The organism is Rhizobium sp. CCGE531 (assembly GCF_003627795.1).
Classification (GTDB): domain Bacteria; phylum Pseudomonadota; class Alphaproteobacteria; order Rhizobiales; family Rhizobiaceae; genus Rhizobium.
The window spans coordinates 3,616,150-3,633,454 of record NZ_CP032684.1; the positions used below are offsets into that span (position 1 = coordinate 3,616,150).

The window sequence follows — 17,305 nt, forward strand, 5'->3', positions numbered from 1 at the left end:
GGCCGTCCGATCTTACATATGGATCGGCTTGAAGAAGGTCGCGAGAGCGGCTTCCTTGACGGCTTCCGACATCGTGGGATGCGCGTGGCAGGTGCGGCCGAGATCTTCCGAGGAGCCGCCGAATTCCATCAGCACGGCAATCTCGTGTATCATCTCGCCGGCGCCGAAGCCGACGATATGGCCGCCGAGAACGCGATCCGTTTCCTTGTCGGCCAGAATCTTGACGAAACCGTCCGTCGCCAGCATGGCGCGGGCGCGGCCATTGGCGGTGAAGGGGAACTTGCCGACCTTGTAGGCGATGCCCGCGGCCTTCAGCTCTTCCTCGGTCTTGCCGACAGAGGCGACTTCCGGCTGCGTGTAGACGACGCTCGGGATGACGTCGTAATTCACATGGCCGGCCTGGCCGGCGAGGATTTCGGCCAGCGCCACACCCTCGTCTTCCGCCTTGTGCGCGAGCATCGGCCCCTTCACGACGTCGCCGATGGCAAAGATGCCGGCGACATTGGTCTTGAAGTGGCCGTCGATCTCGACGCGGCCTCTGGCGTCGAGCACAACGCCGGCTTCTTCGAGGCCGAGGCCTGCCGTGTAGGGCTTGCGGCCGGTGGCGACGAGAACGACATCGGCATCGAGCACGACCTTGTCGCCGCCCTTGACCGGCTCGAAGGTGACCTTCGCGCCATTGCCTGATTTTTCGACACCGACGACCTTGGCGCCGAGATTGAATTCGATGCCCTGTTTGGCGAGCATGCGCTGGAACTGCTTGGAGACTTCGCCGTCCATGCCGCCGAGGATGGTGTCGAGATATTCGACGACGGTGACCTTGGCGCCGAGGCGCGACCAGACCGAGCCGAGCTCGAGACCGATGACGCCGCCGCCAACCACGATCATCTTGCCCGGTACCTTGTCGAGCGCGATGCCGCCCGTCGACGAGATAATGATCTTCTCATCGATTTCGAGGGACACGCCCGGAATGCCGGCAACGTCGGAGCCGGTGGCGATGACGATATTCTTGCCTTCGATCTCGGTCACCTTGCCGTCGTCGGCGGTGACGGCAACCTTGCCGGCCGAAACGATCTTGCCGGTGCCCTGGAAGGCATCGATCTTGTTCTTCTTGAAGAGGAAGGCGACGCCGTCGACATTCGACTTAACCGTCGCGTCCTTGTGCGCCAGCATCTTTTCAAGATTGAGCTTCGGCGCAGCAACCTCGACGCCGAGCGCATCCATGCCATGGCCGGCATGATGGAACACTTCGGAAGCGTGCAGCAACGCCTTGGAGGGGATGCAGCCGATGTTGAGGCAGGTGCCGCCATAGGTCGCGCGCTTTTCGACGACCGCGACCTTCAGGCCGAGCTGCGCTGCCTTGACTGCGCAGACATAGCCGCCGGGGCCGGTTCCGATAATGATCACATCGTAGGACATGTCTTAATTTCCTTGTTTTCTATCTCTGTTAGTCGGCCGCCCGCGCCAAGGCGAGGCGGATGCCGAAGCCGACGAGCGCCGCTCCGGTGATGCGGTTGAACCATTTGCCTGACGCGATGAAGCGATCGCGGACCGGCTTGACGGTGAAGAAGGTGGAAACGCCGGCAAACCAGGCGACAAGCGCCACCGCCATGCCGATGCCGTAGCTGAACTGGATGAGCGCCGGCGTGTCGTGATGAACGAGCGTCGAAAACAGCGACAGGAAGAACAGCACCGGCTTCGGGTTGAGAGCATTGGTGATGAAGCCCGTCACCAGGCAACGCCAGACGGAAATCGGCTTGCGGTCCGCCTCGGTGATCTCGACATCCTTCACCTTGAAGCCCGGCTCACGGAAGGACTTGATGCCCAGATAGACGAGATAGAGGACGCCGGCCCACTTCACCACGCTGAACAGGGCAAGCGACTGCGACACGATCAGGCCGAGGCCGAGAATGGTGTAGCTGATGTGGAAGAGCAGCGAGAAGCCCATGCCGAGCCCTGTCATCATGGCGGCACGCCGGCCATGCACGATGCTCTGGCGCAGGATGACGGCGAAATCGGCGCCGGGAACGACGATGAAGATCGAGAACACCGCCATCAGGCCGAGGAATTCGAGAATATATTGCATCTTGTCGCACCCTTTCCGATTAGCGCCCGCCGCTCACATCGAGCACTGCGCCGGTTATATAGGACGCGTGCGGACTCAAAAGGTAGAGGATGGCGTCGGCGACCTCATCGGCCGTTCCCGCGCGCTTCATCGGCAATTGCGGCGCGATATCGCGTGCCCGATCCGGCAGGCCGGCGGCTGCATGGATATCGGTATCGATGATGCCGGGCCGCACCGCATTGACGCGGATGCCTTCCGCCGCCACCTCACGCGCAAGCCCCACAGTGAATGTATCGATCGCTCCCTTCGAGGCGGCGTAGTCGACATATTGTCCGCCGCCGCCGAGCGTGGCGGCCATGGAGGAGACATTGACGATCACCCCGCCCTTGCCGCCATGCCGGGTCGACATGCGGCGCACGGCTTCCGCCGCCGCCAGCATCGAGCCGGTGACGTTGATGCGGAACATGCGGTCGAGCCGCTCCGGCGTCATCTCGTCCAGGCGCTGGATGGCGTCGACAATGCCGGCATTGTTCACAAGCCCGTCGATGCGGCCGAAATGTGCGTCGACTTTGGCGAAGATCGATTTGATATCCTCGGGCTTGCCGACATCACCGGCGATCGCAATCGCCTCGCCGCCGGCATCGCGGATCGTTGCCACCACGGCCTCGGCGGCATCCTTGTTGGACGCATAGTTGACCGCCACGGCCCAGCCATGCTGGGCGGCGGCCAGGCAGACCGCGGCACCGATGCCGCGACTGCCGCCGGTCACGAGGAGAACGGGCGCATTCTCGGTCATTGATTGCATCCTTTCAGGCTGAGGACGTCCCAGGGTGCGACGGTCGCTTTCCCTTTGCCCCACAGCGACGATTTCTGGATCGAGGGGCCAAGCGCCGGCAGGAACAGCCGGTCCGCAGCACTCTCGCCTTCCGCCGGCAATGCGCGGATATGGCCCTTCAGGTCGGAGGCATAGACCATGCCCTGCCAGACGGTGCAGGCCCGCAGATCCGCGCCGGTGACATCGCCCTCGGGGCATTCGAACATGATCCGGCCATCGGCGCGCAGCTGATCGTCTGTGCGCATGACGATGCCTTCGGCCACGATGGCGGTATTGCGCACGGCGAGCTTGAACCTGTTGCTGACCGACGATTCCGACCCCATCGGCTCGAACCGCAGCTCGTAGGCATTGTCCATATCGACGTAGACGGCCTTTTCCTGCACGCATTCTTCCGCATGGACAGAGACGGGAGCAGCCGCGCAGGCCAGTGTTACCAACGGCATCGAAGCCAGTCGTGCCATCATGTTCTGAGCCGGCATGGTCATTCCCCTCCCGGCTCATGCCGGCCATCGGCATTTTCGGTCACGCCGAAATCGGTGAGAAGCACAAGCGGCCGGCCGCTGGCATTGAGCCCCCAGAAGACCGGATAGAAGCCGTCGCCCCAGCCGCTCCAGAAGATCGCGACATTGCCGCGCTTGCCCGATACCGGCCGATGCATGACATAGTTGTCGCTGTTGGCGCTCAGTTCGGACGCCAGAACATCGTCATAGTAATTGACGTCGGACGAGGCCTTCTCCAGCTGAACCTGCTTTTCGCGCATTTGAATCAGCGCATAGGTATCGGCATCCATGTAGCAGCCGAGACCGGCATCGACCGGATAGCCGAAGAATTCGTCATTCTTCAGCGAATTGATATCCTGGCCGGGGATCACGGCCAGCTCCCAACGCACCGGCTTGCCCTCGGCAAAGCGCATGCTCGCCGCGGCGATCCGGCCGAAGGCTTGATAGAGCGTGACGGGATAATCACCGGGGGAAACGGCGCGAGTAAGCGCTGGACGGTCAGGCCCGACGAGCGGATCGCTGGCGACGATACGCCCCGAGGTCAGTTCCACCTTGCCGATGCGCAGGACATTGATCGAGCGGGCGGCAAGATCGGCGTCGCTGAGCGACGCCAGATCGAGATTGCTGCTGAGCTTGGAAATGTCGAGCTCGACCGAGCCAGCGGACGATGGCATCCATGCGGAAACGGCGCACATCAATCCGCGCAGCGTCCGCATGGGCCATGTCGACATGATCCAACGCTCCCCTTAGAGATCGAGAACGAGACGTTCCGGATCTTCCAGGCTTTCCTTGACGCGCACGAGGAAGGTAACCGCTTCCTTGCCGTCCACCATGCGGTGGTCGTAGGAGAGCGCCAGATACATCATCGGGCGGATGACGACCTGACCGCCGATGGCGACCGGACGCTCCTGGATCTTGTGCATGCCGAGAATGCCCGACTGCGGCGCGTTCAGGATCGGCGAGGACATCAGCGAACCGTAGACGCCACCATTGGTGATGGTGAAAGTACCGCCCTGCATGTCCGCCATCGACAGCGTGCCGTCGCGAGCAGCCTTCGCCAGACGGCCAAGCTCCTTCTCGACTTCGGCAATCGACATCTGGTCGGCATCGCGGATAACCGGAACGACGAGGCCCTTGTCGGTGCCGACGGCCATACCGATGTGGCAGTAGTTCTTGTAGACGATGTCGGTGCCGTCGATCTCTGCGTTGACAGCCGGCAATTCCTTCAGCGCGTGGGTAACGGCCTTGGTGAAGAAGCCCATGAAGCCGAGCTTCACGCCATGCTTCTTCTCGAAGACGTCCTTGTACTTGTTGCGCAGGTCCATCACGGCCTTCATGTCCACCTCGTTGTAGGTGGTGAGCATGGCGGCGGTGTTCTGTGCATCCTTGAGGCGCCGAGCAATCGTCTGGCGCAGGCGCGTCATCTTCACGCGCTCTTCGCGGCTGACGTCCTCGACGGCAGTCGGGGCGCGCGCGGCAACGGGTGCGGCCGATGCGGCGGCAGGCGCCGAAGCAGCCTTGACGACAGCGGCGATGGCATCGCCCTTCAGCACCTGGCCGCGCTTGCCGCTGCCTTCGACCTGATCGGCGGAGAGATTGTTTTCGGCAAGCAGCTTGGCTGCGGCCGGCGCCGGCGGCATGGAAGAAGCCGGAGCGGAAACGGCGGGCGCTGCAACCGGTGCGGCAGCGGCCGGTGCCGGAGCAGCCGGAGCCGCGGGTGCGGCAGCCTGTGCCGGAGCGGCGGCGGCGCCATTGCCGGCGGAGATCTGGCCGAGCAGCGCGCCGAGGCCTACGGTTTCGCCGGCCTGGGCAACGATTTCGGAAAGCGTGCCGGCGGAAGGCGCCGGGACTTCGATCGTCACCTTGTCGGTTTCAAGTTCGAGAAGCGGCTCATCAGCCTTGATGGCATCGCCGACCTTCTTGAACCAGGTACCGACGGTCGCTTCGCTGACGGATTCGCCGAGGGTAGGAACGCGGATTTCAGTGGCCATTGTTCAAATCCTGATTTTCGTCATTATGAGTTAGATGGAATTCCGGCGGCAGAGGGCCGGGGGACGGGTGATACGCCGCGACGCTGGCGCCCGGACAACGACAGCGGTCGACCGGGCTTTTGCTTGATCGCGGCGATAGGCTGCATGTTGCTGCATGACGGCCATCTTCTCCCCCGTCGCATCATGCGGAAGGCTGGAGCGCGACGACGCGATTTTCAAACGAAAACGCGTCATCGCGCAACCCCTCAACCGCCGAGCGCGTCCTCGAGGAACGCCGCAAGCTGCGACAGATGCTTGGACATCAGGCCCGTCGCCGGTGAGGCGGCGGCCGGACGGCCGGTGTAGCGAACGCGCTGGTACTTGGCATCGATATGGGCAAGCACCCATTCCAGATAGGGATCGATGAAGGACCATGCGCCCATGTTCTTCGGCTCTTCCTGGCACCAGACCATCTCCGCATTGCGGAAGCGGCTGAGTTCGTTGATGAGCGCCTTGGCCGGGAACGGATAGAGCTGTTCGATGCGCAGCAGGTAGACATCGTCGATGCCGCGCTTCTCGCGCTCTTCCAGGAGATCGTAGTAGACCTTGCCCGAGCAGATGACGACGCGACGGATCTTGTTGTCCTTCTGCAGCTTGATCGGGCCATCCTTGATCACTTCCGCATCGTCCCACAGCAGACGGTGGAAGGAGCTTTCGCCCGCCATCTCCGCAAGCGTCGACACGGCGCGCTTGTGGCGCAACAGCGACTTCGGCGTCATCAGGATCAGCGGCTTGCGGAAGTCGCGCTTCAGCTGACGGCGCAGGATGTGGAAGTAGTTCGCCGGCGTCGTGACGTTGGCAACCTGCATGTTGTCCTCGGCGCAGAGCTGCAGATAGCGTTCCAGGCGGGCGGAAGAGTGTTCCGGCCCCTGGCCTTCATAGCCATGCGGCAGCAGGCAGACGAGGCCGGACATGCGCAGCCACTTGCGTTCGCCCGACGAGATGAACTGGTCGAAGACGACCTGCGCACCGTTGGCGAAGTCGCCGAACTGGGCTTCCCAGAGGGTCAGCGCGTTCGGACGGGCGAGCGAATAGCCGTATTCGAAGCCGAGAACCGCTTCTTCCGAGAGCATCGAGTTGATGACTTCGTAGCGAGCCTGGGTCGGCGCCAGGTTGGCGAGCGGAATGTAGCGCTCTTCGGTCTCCTGATCGTAGAGGACTGAATGGCGCTGCGAGAAGGTGCCGCGTTCGCAGTCCTGGCCGGACAGGCGGATCTTGTGGCCTTCGACGACGAGCGAACCGAACGCCAGGGCTTCCGCCATGGCCCAATCGATACCATCGCCCGTCTGCACCATGTTGGCGCGGTTTTCCATGAAGCGCTGGATGGTGCGGTGCGCATGGAAGCCGGACGGGATTTCCGACAGCTTGCGGCCGATTTCCTTCAACGACTTCATCGGCACGGCGGTCTTGCCGCGGCGCTGCTCGTCGGCATTGTCGGCCGCATGCAGGCCCGACCACTCGCCGTCAAGCCAGTCGGCCTTGTTCGGCTTGTAGGACTGGCCGGCCTCGAACTCCTGTTCGAGATGGGCGCGCCAATCGGCCTTCATTTTCTCGACTTCGCCTTCGGTCAGCACGCCTTCACCGACCAGCCGCTGCGAATAGATCTGCAGCACCGTCTTGTGGGCGCGGATGACCTTGTACATGTTCGGCTGCGTGAAGGACGGTTCGTCGCCTTCATTGTGGCCGTAGCGGCGGTAGCAGAACAGGTCGAGGACCACAGGCTTGTGGAACTTCATGCGGAATTCGGTGGCGATCTTCGCCGCATAGACGACAGCTTCCGGATCGTCGCCGTTGACGTGGAAGATCGGCGCTTCGATCATCTTGGCGACGTCGGACGGATAGGGCGACGAACGCGAGAAGGCCGGATTGGTGGTGAAGCCGATCTGGTTGTTGATGATGACGTGCATCGTGCCGGCAACGCGATGGCCGCGCAGACCGGAGAGGCCGAGGATTTCGGCGACCACGCCCTGGCCTGCGAAAGCCGCGTCGCCGTGGATCAGCAGCGGCACGACCTTGGCGCGTTCCGAAAGCGGAATGATGTCGCCGTCCCATTGGGTGGCGCCCATGTCCTGCTTGGCGCGAGCCTTGCCCATGACGACGGGATTGACGATTTCCAGATGCGAGGGGTTCGCCGTCAGCGAGACGTGCACCTTGGCACCATCGAAATCGCGGTCCGAGGACGCGCCGAGATGGTATTTCACGTCGCCCGAACCTTCGACTTCGTCAGGCGCATAGGAGCCGCCCTTGAACTCGTGGAAGATGGCGCGATGCGGCTTGCCCATAACCTGCGAAAGCACGTTCAGGCGGCCGCGATGGGCCATGCCGAACAGAGCTTCCCTGAGGCCGAGCTGGCTGCCGCTCTTCAGGATCTGCTCGAGCGCCGGGATCAGCGATTCGCCGCCGTCGAGACCGAAACGCTTCGTGCCCTTGAACTTGACGTCGAGAAACTGCTCGTAGCCTTCGGCTTCGATGACCTTCTGCAGGATGGCCTTCTTGCGCTCGGGATTGAAAGCGATGCCCTTGTCCGGCCCTTCGATGCGCTCCTGAATCCAGGCCTTCTCCTCCGGATTGGAGATGTGCATGAATTCGACGCCGAGGGTGGAGCAATAGGTGCGCTCGAGGATATCGATCATCTCGCGAATAGTTGCGAATTCGAGGCCGAGCACGTTGTCGATGAAGATCTTCCGGTCGAGGTCCGCATCGGTGAAGCCATAGGCTTCCGGCGACAATTCCTTGTAGTCTTCGACAGGAGCAGCAATGCCGAGCGGGTCGAGCTTGGCGTGCAGGTGGCCGCGCATGCGATAGGCGCGGATCATCATGATGGCGCGCACGGAATCGCGCGTCGCCTGCAGGACGTCGGTCGTGTCGGCCGGCGCGCCGGCGGTTTCGGCCTTCGTCTTCAGCTTGGTTTCGATGACCTTTTCGACAACGCCCCAGTCGCCGTCAAGCGCCGACACGAGATCGCCCTTTGCCGGAATCGGCCAGTTCTTGCGCTGCCAGGAGGCACCCTTGGCCGCCCTCTTCACATCGTCGGGGCTATCCTCGAGCGCCTTGAAGAAAGACCGCCATTCGTCGGAGACCGATGAAGGATCGTTCTCGTAGCGCGCATAAAGCTGCTCGATATAGGCAGCATTGGCGCCATCCAGGAACGAGGTGATCTGAAATTGCTCGTTGGCTTCTTGCCTTGCCATGGTGAATCCGCGGACGCTCTCGCCCGTCTCCCAACTTGTTTGCGCTGCCGGTTTTCGGATCCCGGCGACCGTATTTCGTTCGCGGCCCTCAGGGCCGCTGATATGCACTTGCGAATTTCGAAACCGGACGGGACAAGGCGGCTGCCGCCCCGTCCGGCCTTGCTATAGGTAGGCTCAGCCCTTCAGGACTTCCACCAGCGTCTTGCCGAGACGCGCCGGCGACGGCGACACGCGGATGCCCGCCGCTTCCATCGCCGCGATCTTGTCTTCCGCGCCGCCCTTGCCGCCGGAGATGACGGCACCGGCATGGCCCATGGTGCGGCCGGGAGGTGCCGTGCGGCCGGCGATGAAGCCGACCATCGGCTTCTTGCGGCCCTTCTTGGCTTCGTCCTTGAGGAACTGCGCGGCTTCTTCTTCCGCCGAACCGCCGATTTCGCCGATCATGATGATCGACTTGGTTTCGTCGTCGGCGAGGAACATTTCCAGGATGTCGATGAATTCGGTGCCCTTGACCGGGTCGCCGCCGATGCCGACAGCCGTCGTCTGGCCGAGGCCTTCATTGGTGGTCTGGAATACGGCTTCGTAGGTCAGCGTGCCGGAACGCGAGAGAACGCCGACGGAGCCCTTCTTGAAGATGGAGCCCGGCATGATGCCGATCTTGCATTCGTTCGGGGTGAGCACGCCCGGGCAGTTCGGCCCGATCAGGCGCGACTTCGACTTCAGGAGGCGGTCCTTGACCTTGACCATGTCGGCGACCGGAATGCCTTCCGTGATGCAGACGATCAGCGGGATCTCGGCTTCGATCGCCTCGAGGATCGCGGCCGCGGCACCCGCCGGCGGCACGTAGATGACCGAAGCGTTGGCGCCGGTGGCATCCTTGCCTTCAGCGACCGACTTGAAGATCGGCAGCTTTTCGCCGTCCTTGCCGGTCCAGGTTTCACCGCCCTTGGAGGGATGGATACCGCCGACCATCTTCGTGCCGTGATAGGCAAGCGCCTGTTCGGTGTGGAAGGTACCGGTCTTGCCGGTCAGGCCCTGAACCAGAACCTTGGTGTCTTTGTTGATGAGAATAGACATGCGAGGCCTTTGTTACGAGAGGTTGGAAGACGCGGAGGCAACGCGACGATAGACACCGCTGACGACCTCCTGCCATGTATCGCTGCCGGCGGGCGAGAACGTGACGCCCATGCGGTAGCAGTCTTCATTTTCGAACTGAAAGAGAGTGCGTTGCTGACCGCGCGGCGAGACTTTGGTCAGGACAAGCCTGTCGTCGATCCACTCGCCGGAGGCCGGCGCGGCGGGCACAAAGCCCACCGTATCGAACTGATAGAGCTTGTAGGCCTGATCCGCAGCGTCGAAGCCGAGAATGTTCCGGGCTTCGAACGATGTGCTGCCGTCCCGCCTCTGCACGTAGCGCTGTTCGACGAAAAATCCGCCAAACAGACACTCTGCCGTGAGCTGCGCGGTTGCCGTTCCTTCCTTCGTCCAGGCCGAAGCCGCGACGCGCTCTTCCCCTTCCCAGGTGCCGGCAAAGGCACCGAGGCGAAGATGAGCAGCCGTTGGAGCGAAGGAAGCAGCCATCCCGATCAGCCCTTGACTGCCTTGACGATCTTCTGGGCGGCATCGTCCAGGTCATCGGCGGAGATGACGTTGAGACCGGATTCGTTGATGATCTTCTTGCCGAGCTCGACATTGGTGCCTTCGAGGCGAACGACGAGCGGAACCTTCAGACCGACTTCCTTGACGGCGGCGAGCACGCCTTCGGCAATGACGTCGCACTTCATGATGCCGCCGAAGATGTTGACCAGAATGCCCTGGACAGCCGGATCGGCGGTGATGATCTTGAAGGCGGCCGTGACCTTTTCCTTGGTGGCGCCGCCACCGACATCGAGGAAGTTCGCCGGCTCGGCGCCGTAGAGCTTGATGATGTCCATGGTCGCCATGGCAAGGCCGGCGCCGTTGACCATGCAGCCGATGTTGCCGTCGAGGGCGACATAGGCGAGATCATGTTCGTGCGCCTGAATTTCCTTCTCGTCTTCCTCCGACGTATCGCGCAGCGCGCGGACGTCTTCATGACGGAAGAGGGCATTGCCGTCGAAAGAAACCTTGGCGTCGAGAACGCGCAGGCGGCCGTTGGTCATGACGATCAGCGGGTTCACTTCGAGGAGCGCCATGTCCTTTTCGACAAAGGCCTTGTAGAGGATCGGGAAGAGCTTGGCGGCATCTTCACGGGCAGCCCCTTCGAGCTTCAGCGCGTCGGAAAGAGCAGCCGTGTTGGCCGCCGTGACGCCCGTCGACGGATCGATGGCGACAGTGATGATCTTTTCCGGCGTGTCATGCGCGACGGTCTCGATGTCCATGCCACCTTCGGTCGAAACGACGAATGCGACCTGACCGACGGAGCGGTCGACGAGGATCGAGAGATAGAGTTCGCGGTCGATGTCGGCGCCGTCTTCGATGTAGAGGCGGTTGACCTGCTTGCCGGCCGGGCCGGTCTGCTTGGTCACCAGCGTGTTGCCGAGCATGTCCTTGGCGTTGGTAACGACATCGTCGACCGACTTGGCAAGGCGGACGCCGCCCTTGGCATCCGGGCCGAGTTCCTTGAACTTGCCCTTGCCGCGGCCGCCGGCGTGGATCTGGCTCTTGACGACGTAAAGCGGGCCTGGAAGCTGCTGGGCAGCGGCGGCGGCTTCGTCAGCGGAGAAGATGGCAACGCCGTCCGCGACGGGTGCGCCATAGGTCTTCAGCAGAGCCTTGGCCTGATATTCATGAATGTTCATGGGTTTATCCCTGTTATAACGGCTAGATTACTTCAGCGACGGCGCAATGGTGATGCAGGCTTCGCAAAGGCCGGCGACGGATGCGACCGACTTGTCGAAGGCTTCCTTTTCGGCCTTGTTCAGGTCGATCTCGATGATGCGCTCGATACCGCCGGCGCCGATGACGGTGGGAACGCCGACATACATGTCCTTGACGCCATACTGGCCGTCGAGGTGAGCAGCGCAGGGCAGGACGCGCTTCTTGTCCTTGAGGTAGGATTCGGCCATCGCGATGGCGGAAGCGGCCGGAGCGTAATAGGCAGAGCCGGTCTTGAGCAGGCCGACGATCTCGGCGCCGCCGTCACGGGTGCGCTGGATGATCTCTTCGAGGCGCTCGGCGGTGAGCCAGCCCATGGTGACGAGGTCCGTCAGCGGAATGCCGGCAACGGTGGAGTAACGGGCGAGCGGAACCATCGAGTCGCCATGACCGCCGAGAACGAAAGCAGTGACATCTTCGACGGAGACGTTGAATTCCTTGGCGAGGAAGAGGCGGAAGCGCGACGAGTCGAGCACGCCGGCCATGCCGACGACCTTGTTGGCCGGGAGGCCCGAGAACTTCTGCAGCGCCCAGACCATGGCGTCGAGCGGATTGGTGATGCAGATGACGAAAGCATTCGGGGCATACTTCTTGATGCCGGCGCCGACTTGCTCCATGACCTTGAGGTTGATGCCGAGAAGATCGTCGCGGCTCATGCCGGGCTTGCGGGCAACGCCTGCCGTAACGATGCAGACGTCAGCGCCTTCGATCGCGGAATAGTCGCTGGCCCCGGTGAGGTTGGCGTCGAAGCCTTCGACCGGCGAAGACTGGGCGATGTCGAGACCCTTGCCCTGAGGAATGCCGTCCGCGATGTCGAACAGGACGATGTCGCCCAGCTCCTTCAGGCCGGCGAGATGCGCCAGCGTGCCACCAATCATGCCAGAACCAATAAGTGCGATCTTGTTGCGCGCCATTTCGGTATATCCTTTGCGATCAAAATCCGTGGCGGGACACCGTGAAAAGCATCCACAATAGCCGTCAATCGCATAGACCCAAAGGGTGAAATTGGCAATTGATTATTTTGAGATCAGGAATTTCAATCGGTTAGATATAAAATCTCTTACGTAAACGTAAGATACTCTGTCACCGAATTGTTACTCGGCGGCTCGCCTGGCTGGAGTCTGGGCCAGATATTCGGCGCTGCGCATCTCAAAAAGCCGCGACGCCGTGCGGTCGAATTCGAAGCCTTCCGTCCCTCGCCGTCCCTCCAGCAGATCCTCCGGCATGGCGGCCGCAGACACATAAAGACGGATGTTGTGATCGTAGAGCGTGTCGATGAGAATGATGAACCGCTTCGTCTGATTGCGCTTTTCCGGCCCGAGCTTCGGTATGCGATCGAGGAAGATCGTATCGAAGCGTTCGGCGACGGCGAGGAAATCGGCGGGCCCGAGCGGCGCCTCGCAAAGATCGGCGAAGGAAAAACGCGCCATGCGGTCGACGGCGAGCGGTACGTGAATGGAGCGTCCTTTCATCGGGATCTCCATCGGTTGCGCCTTGCGTCCGTGCAATGCCTGCATCCACGACGCATCCATTGCCATATCGGTGCGCTGGTCAAGCGGGATGAGATAGACGGGCTGGCTGTTCAGCTTCTCCATGCGGTAATCGGTCGGAGAATCGAGCGTCGCTACGCCAACATGCTTCTTCAATAGATCGATGAAAGGCAGGAACAGGCCGCGGTTGAGCCCGTCACGATAGAGATTGTCCGGCTCGACATTCGAGGTGGCGATCAGCACGCAGCCGAGCGAGAATAGCTCGGAAAACAGCCGCGACAGGATCATCGCATCGGCGATATCCGTCACGGTGAATTCATCGAAGCAAAGCAGTTCGGCTTCGGCGTAGAGATCGGCGGCAACCGGCGGCAGCGGATCGGTCTGCTTGGTCTCGCCATTCTTGAATTTTAGCCGCTGTGCGGCAATGCGATTGTGCACATCGGTCATGAACTCGTGGAAATGCGCCCGGCGCTTCTTCTGGCAGGGCGCCATCGAGAAGAACATGTCCATCAACATGGTCTTGCCGCGTCCGACGCTGCCGTGAATATAGAGGCCCTTGATTGTTTCGGCGGACTTCTTGCGCGCGGCAAACATCCAGCCGAGCGCGCTGGATTTGGCAGCGGGCCGCTTCCGCTTGAGATCGGCAAGCACCCGGTCCAGCATTTTCGCCACATCCATCTGCGCCGAATCCACCTGGAGGGATCCGGATGCCGTCAGCGCCTTTAGCTGTTCGCAGACGCTGATCGAGTAATCTGGCATGGGCTGCATGGGGAACTATCCGCCTGTGCAAATGGGGCGCATCCTAGGGATGCCGCCCCTTTCAAATAAGCTTATCGGCTGAGGCTGAGCGGTTGGCCGGAGGCGGTCGAGCCGTCGAAGCGCGAATCGGCTGTCTTGTAGACCGTGCCGACCGTCGAGCCGTCACGATTCTTCAGGAGAACCTGCTTGCCGGAAACTTCCCACGAGCCCATCGATGTCAGTTCGCCCGCACAACCGCGCGTGCCGCCGCGCGAACCGCTGCCGAGGTTCGTCAGCGTCAGGAACATGTCGCAGCTCGATCCGCCATTGCTGACCTTCCAGCTGCCGACCATCGATTCTTTCGTGACATCCATGGCCGAGGCCGCCATCGCCTGCTGTTGCTGCGGATTGGCGGCGTTCGGCAGGCTCGCCGGAGCGGCCGGAAATTGCGAACCGTTGCCGGCGCCGGCAGGCGGAAGCTGGCTGGATTGTACGGAAGGAACAGGCTGGGCCTGCAGTGGCGGGGCAGAATAACTGTCGTTATTGTATGCCGTGCGCTGGCAACCGGCAAGCGACAGACCAATCGCCGCAGCCGTCACTGCATATCTGAACTGCATCATCACACTCCTAATTGATTGTCCACCGCTGACATCTGCGAAGTAATGTTTAATGATGTCGGAATTATCGTATTTCACTTTGGTTAATCAAGTCGGTACCGCTACAAATTGCCGTAGGCGATAGCTGGACAAGAATCGGGTGGTTTCAAGGCTATCCGCCAGACCTCGCCCAAAATGGATGCAAGCGGCGAATTTCGGCATCCTCTCGGATCCTATCTCGTGTCATCTGGAGGACCACTCCGGCGCTTCGGCAAATCTGCCGAAGCATTTCTTTCGTCCTTCGCGGTAAACGCCGCAGACATGTCGAAAACAGCCGGAACGGCGGGTTAAACCCGCCGCTCGACCATCATCTTCTTGATTTCGGCAATTGCCTTGGCCGGGTTCAGACCCTTCGGGCAGGTCTGGGCGCAGTTCATGATCGTGTGGCAGCGATAGAGGCGGAATGGATCCTCGAGATTGTCGAGGCGCTCGCCCGTGGCTTCGTCTCTGGAGTCGATCAGCCAGCGGTAGGCCTGCAGCAGCACGGCCGGGCCGAGATAGCGGTCGCCGTTCCACCAATAGCTCGGACAGGAGGTCGAGCAGCAGGCGCACAGGATGCACTCGTAAAGGCCGTCGAGCTTCAGGCGGTCTTCATGGCTCTGCTTCCATTCCTTGGCAGGCGGCGGCGATACCGTCTTCAGCCAGGGCTCGATCGAGCGATGCTGCGCGTAGAAATTCGTCAGATCCGGTACGAGATCTTTGACGACAGGCAGATGCGGCAGCGGGTAGATCTTTACCGTGCCCTTGACTTCGTCCAGACCCTTTGTGCAGGCGAGCGTATTGGTTCCATCGATGTTCATCGCGCAGGAGCCGCAAATGCCTTCACGACAGGAGCGGCGCAGCGTCAGCGTCGGATCGATCTTGTTCTTGATGTAGAGCAGACCGTCGAGCACCATCGGGCCGCAATCGTCGATATCGATGTAATAAGTATCGATGCTCGGGTTCAGGCCGTCATCCGGGCTCCAGCGATAGACGCGGAATTTGCGCGTATTCTTGGCTCCGACCGGCTTCGGCCAGACCTTGCCTTCGCGCATCTGAGAGTTCTTGGGGAGAGCGAGTTCAACCATGGTCAGTTCCTCTCAGATCAATACACGCGTGCCTTCGGCTCGATCTTGTGCGGATCGATGCCTTCGGCGATCAGGTCGGTGTGAACGGGACGATAGTCGAGCTTCACGTCGCCTGCATCATTGACCCAGGCAAGCGTATGCTTGCGCCAGTCTTCGTCGTTTCGGCCGGCGAACTTGCCCTCGGTGTAGTCCTCGCGGGCATGCGAGCCACGGCTTTCCTTGCGGGCCTCGGCGCCGTAGATCGTCGTGATGGCGTTGGCCATCAGATTGTGCAGTTCCAGCGTTTCGACGAGGTCGGAATTCCAGATCAGCGAGCGGTCGGTAACCTTGATATCGGACATTTCCGTCCAGATCTCCGAAAGGCGGCGGCAGCCGGATTCCAGCGATTCCTGGGTGCGGAACACGGCGGCGTCTTCCTGCATGGCGCGCTGCATCTTTTCGCGCAGTGCTGCCGTCGGCGTCGAGCCGCTGGCGTGGCGCAGACGATCGAAGCGCTCCATGATCTTGTCGCAGGCCGCGACGTTCACAGGCGGGACCGGACCGACGCGATCGACGACCTGGCCGGCGCGGATGGCGGCGGCGCGGCCGAAGACCACAAGGTCGATCAGCGAGTTGGAGCCAAGACGGTTGGCGCCGTGCACCGAGGCGCAACCGGCTTCGCCGACGGCCATCAGGCCGGGCAGCACCCGCTCGGGATTATTGCTGTCGGCATTCAGCACTTCGCCCCAGTAGTTGGTGGGGATGCCGCCCATGTTGTAGTGAACCGTCGGCAGGACCGGGATCGGCTCGCGGGTCACGTCGACGCCGGCGAAGATGCGGGCGCTCTCGGAAATGCCGGGCAGGCGCTCATGCAGCACGGCCGGATCGAGATGGTCGAGATGCAGGAAGATATGGTCCTTGTTCTTGCCGACGCCACGACCCTCGCGAATTTCCAGTGTCATGCAGCGCGAAACGACGTCGCGCGAGGCAAGGTCCTTCGCGGAGGGAGCATAGCGCTCCATGAAGCGCTCGCCCTCGGAATTGACGAGATAGCCGCCTTCGCCGCGCGCGCCTTCGGTGATCAGGCAGCCCGAACCGTAGATGCCGGTCGGATGGAACTGCACGAATTCCATGTCCTGCAGCGGCAGGCCGGCGCGGGCCACCATGCCGCCGCCGTCGCCGGTGCAGGTATGGGCCGAGGTTGCCGAGAAATAGGCGCGGCCGTAGCCGCCGGTCGCCAGCACCACCATCTTGGCGGCGAAGCGATGGATCGTGCCGTCATCGAGACACCAGGCAACGACGCCGGTGCAGCGGCTGCCATCGTCGGACATGATGAGGTCGAGCGCGAAATACTCGATGAAGAATTCCGCATTGTTGCGCAGCGACTGGCCATAGAGCGTGTGCAGGATGGCGTGGCCGGTACGGTCGGCGGCAGCACAGGTGCGCTGCACCGGCGGTCCGTCGCCGAAATTCTGCATATGGCCGCCGAACGGGCGCTGATAGATCTTGCCCTCTTCGTTGCGCGAGAAGGGCACGCCGTAGTGCTCGAGCTCGTAGACCGCCTTCGGGGCTTCCATGACCATGTACTGCATGGCATCGACGTCGCCGAGCCAGTCGGAGCCCTTGACGGTATCGTAGAGATGCCACTGCCAGCTGTCCGGCGTCATGTTCTGCAGCGAGGCGGCAATGCCGCCCTGGGCTGCGACGGTGTGCGAACGGGTGGGGAAAACCTTGGTAATGCAGGCGGTGCGGAAGCCCTGCTCGGCCATGCCGAGCGTGGCGCGCAGGCCGGCGCCACCGGCGCCGACGACGATCACGTCATAGGAGTGGTCGACATACTTGTAGGCTTTCCCGTTCTGAGCGGGCCCATTCTGAGCAGAAGAGTTCGGTGCCATGAT

General features: G+C 62.0%; 15 protein-coding genes. All 15 read right to left on the reverse strand.

All coding sequences use genetic code 11. The annotated features are described in order from the left end of the window. Window positions 1–12: 12 nt before the first annotated feature. The 15 genes from lpdA to sdhA all read right to left on the reverse strand — a co-directional run bounded on the left by lpdA (window position 13) and on the right by sdhA (window position 17,302). On the reverse strand, window positions 13–1,419 hold the full coding sequence (gene lpdA / locus CCGE531_RS17610) for a dihydrolipoyl dehydrogenase (RefSeq protein ID WP_120665601.1): 1,407 nt from the start codon (window positions 1,417–1,419) through the stop codon (window positions 13–15). 28 nt (window positions 1,420–1,447) lie between these two features. Beyond that, the gene (locus CCGE531_RS17615) at window positions 1,448–2,086 is read right to left on the reverse strand and encodes a LysE family transporter (RefSeq protein WP_120665604.1); all 639 of its coding nucleotides are present in this window, start codon (window positions 2,084–2,086) and stop codon (window positions 1,448–1,450) included. Window positions 2,087–2,105: 19 nt separating this feature from the next. Next, window positions 2,106–2,861, reverse strand: coding sequence for an SDR family oxidoreductase (locus tag CCGE531_RS17620; protein ID WP_120665607.1), 756 nt, complete (start codon window positions 2,859–2,861; stop codon window positions 2,106–2,108). After that, a complete protein-coding gene (locus CCGE531_RS17625) occupies window positions 2,858–3,385 on the reverse strand; it encodes a hypothetical protein (protein WP_245458896.1) in 528 nt (175 codons plus the stop codon). Before CCGE531_RS17625 ends, CCGE531_RS17620 begins: the two co-directional genes overlap by 4 nt. Then, a complete protein-coding gene (locus CCGE531_RS17630; RefSeq protein WP_120665610.1) occupies window positions 3,382–4,131 on the reverse strand; it encodes a DUF4241 domain-containing protein in 750 nt (249 codons plus the stop codon). The genes CCGE531_RS17625 and CCGE531_RS17630 overlap by 4 nt, the downstream gene beginning before the upstream one ends. Before the next feature lie 15 nt (window positions 4,132–4,146). Then, window positions 4,147–5,391, reverse strand: coding sequence for a 2-oxoglutarate dehydrogenase complex dihydrolipoyllysine-residue succinyltransferase (gene odhB, locus CCGE531_RS17635; protein ID WP_120665613.1), 1,245 nt, complete (start codon window positions 5,389–5,391; stop codon window positions 4,147–4,149). Window positions 5,392–5,636: 245 nt separating this feature from the next. After that, the gene (locus CCGE531_RS17645) at window positions 5,637–8,621 is read right to left on the reverse strand and encodes a 2-oxoglutarate dehydrogenase E1 component (RefSeq protein WP_120665616.1); all 2,985 of its coding nucleotides are present in this window, start codon (window positions 8,619–8,621) and stop codon (window positions 5,637–5,639) included. Between the two features lie 174 nt (window positions 8,622–8,795). Then, entirely contained in the window at window positions 8,796–9,698 is a 903-nt protein-coding gene (gene sucD / locus CCGE531_RS17650) for a succinate--CoA ligase subunit alpha (RefSeq protein WP_120665619.1), read from the reverse strand. Window positions 9,699–9,710: 12 nt separating this feature from the next. Continuing rightward, window positions 9,711–10,202, reverse strand: a complete 492-nt coding sequence (locus tag CCGE531_RS17655; RefSeq protein WP_120665622.1) for a DUF1579 family protein — start codon at window positions 10,200–10,202, stop codon at window positions 9,711–9,713. A gap of 5 nt (window positions 10,203–10,207) precedes the next feature. Continuing rightward, entirely contained in the window at window positions 10,208–11,401 is a 1,194-nt protein-coding gene (sucC, locus tag CCGE531_RS17660) for an ADP-forming succinate--CoA ligase subunit beta (protein ID WP_120665625.1), read from the reverse strand. A gap of 27 nt (window positions 11,402–11,428) precedes the next feature. Beyond that, complete coding sequence (gene mdh, locus CCGE531_RS17665; protein WP_007690171.1) at window positions 11,429–12,391, reverse strand: malate dehydrogenase; 963 nt, start codon at window positions 12,389–12,391, stop codon at window positions 11,429–11,431. A 180-nt stretch (window positions 12,392–12,571) separates the two neighbouring features. Further along, window positions 12,572–13,735, reverse strand: coding sequence for a cell division protein ZapE (zapE, locus tag CCGE531_RS17670; RefSeq protein WP_120665627.1), 1,164 nt, complete (start codon window positions 13,733–13,735; stop codon window positions 12,572–12,574). Window positions 13,736–13,797: 62 nt separating this feature from the next. Then, window positions 13,798–14,322, reverse strand: coding sequence for a protease inhibitor Inh/omp19 family protein (locus CCGE531_RS17675; RefSeq protein ID WP_120665629.1), 525 nt, complete (start codon window positions 14,320–14,322; stop codon window positions 13,798–13,800). A 326-nt stretch (window positions 14,323–14,648) separates the two neighbouring features. Further along, window positions 14,649–15,428, reverse strand: a complete 780-nt coding sequence (locus CCGE531_RS17680) for a succinate dehydrogenase iron-sulfur subunit (RefSeq protein WP_120665632.1) — start codon at window positions 15,426–15,428, stop codon at window positions 14,649–14,651. Between the two features lie 17 nt (window positions 15,429–15,445). Further along, window positions 15,446–17,302 carry a succinate dehydrogenase flavoprotein subunit gene (gene sdhA / locus CCGE531_RS17685; RefSeq protein ID WP_120665635.1) on the reverse strand — a complete coding sequence of 619 codons (1,857 nt, stop codon included), beginning with the start codon at window positions 17,300–17,302 and terminating at the stop codon, window positions 15,446–15,448. Between the last annotated feature and the right edge of the window lie 3 nt (window positions 17,303–17,305).